Source organism: Corynebacterium sp. HMSC055D05 (assembly GCF_001810365.1).
In the GTDB taxonomy this organism is placed as follows: domain Bacteria; phylum Actinomycetota; class Actinomycetes; order Mycobacteriales; family Mycobacteriaceae; genus Corynebacterium; species Corynebacterium coyleae.
Genome location: NZ_KV801025.1, coordinates 1 through 1556, shown reverse-complemented (window position 1 = coordinate 1556; position 1556 = coordinate 1). Strand labels below are relative to the sequence as shown.

Genomic DNA, 1556 nt, shown 5'->3' with positions numbered 1-1556 from the left:
TTTTTGTAGCGACCGTAATTGTTGTTTTGTGTTACGGGCGTATGGTGGATGCCTTGGCATGCTGGGCCGATGAAGGACGTGTGAGGCTGCGTTAAGCCTCGGGGAGTTGCCAACAGTGCGTTGATCCGAGGATGTCCGAATGGGGAAACCCAACACCAGTTGTGTGGTGTTACCTGCAGGTGAATGCATAGCCTGTGTGGAGGTGACGTGGGGAAGTGAAACATCTCAGTACCCACAGGAGAAGAAAACAATTTGTGATTCCGTGTGTAGTGGCGAGCGATAGCGGATGAGGCTAAACCGTGTGCGTGTGATACCTGGGTAGGGGTTGCGTGTGCGGTGTTGTGGGGTGTGATCGTTGCGGGCTACCTGACCGTGAGATGGTGTGTGTGCGTTAGCGGAAACGTCTGGGATGGCGTGCCGGAGCGGGTGATTAGCCCCGTACGTGAAGGCGTTGCATATGTTGTCTGATCATGTTTTCCCCGAGTAGCAGCGGGCTCGTGAAATCTGCTGTGAATCTGCCGGGACCACCCGGTAAGCCTAAATACCCAGTGTGACCGATAGTGAATAGTACCGTGAGGGAATGGTGAAAAGTACCCCGGGAGGGGAGTGAAAGAGTTCCTGAAACCATGCGCTTACAATCCGTCAGAGCACCGTTTGTGTGTGATGGCGTGCCTTTTGAAGAATGAGCCTGCGAGTCAGCGGCATGTCGCGAGGTTAACCCGTTATGTGGGGTAGTCGTAGCGAAAGCGAATCCTAAGAGGGTGTCAAGTGGCATGTCCTGGACCCGAAGCGGGGTGATCTACCCATGGCCAGTGTGAAGCAGCTGTAAGAGGTTGTGGAGGCGCGAACCCACTTAGGTTGAAAACTGAGGGGATGAGCTGTGGGTAGGGGTGAAAGGCCAATCAAACTCCGTGATAGCTGGTTCTCCCCGAAATGCATTTAGGTGCAGCGTGATGTGTGCTTACCGGAGGTAGAGCTACTGGATGGCCGAGCGGGACTATCATCTTAGTGGACGTCAGCCAAACTCCGAATGCCGGTGAAGTTTTAGCATTGCAGTGAGACTGTGGGGGATAAGCTTCATAGTCGAGAGGGAAACAGCCCAGATCGCCGGTTAAGGCCCCTAAGGGTGTGCTAAGTGGAAAAGGATGTGGGATCGCGAAGACAGCCAGGAGGTTGGCTTAGAAGCAGCCATCCTTGAAAGAGTGCGTAATAGCTCACTGGTCGAGTGGTTCTGCGCCGACAATGTAGTGGGGCTCAAGCACACCGCCGAAGCCGCGGCATAGTTTTTACTATGGGTAGGGGAGCGTCGTGTGTGGGGTGAAGCCGTATCGGAAGAAGCGGTGGACTGCACGCGAGTGAGAATGCAGGCATGAGTAACGAATGATACGTGAGAATCGTATCCGCCGAATGACTAAGGGTTCCTGGGTCAAGTTCGTCTTCCCAGGGTGAGTCGGGTCCTAAGGCGAGGCCGACAGGCGTAGTCGATGGTCAACGGGTTGATATTCCCGTACCCGTATATACGCGCCCAGTATCGAAGCGGTGATACTAACCACCCA

At 54.5% G+C, this 1556-nt stretch carries 1 rRNA gene; it reads left to right on the top strand.

From position 1 onward, the window contains the following. Positions 1 to 21: 21 nt before the first annotated feature. Positions 22 to 1556: ribosomal RNA gene (locus HMPREF2734_RS01190) — 23S ribosomal RNA — on the top strand; the annotation flags it as partial.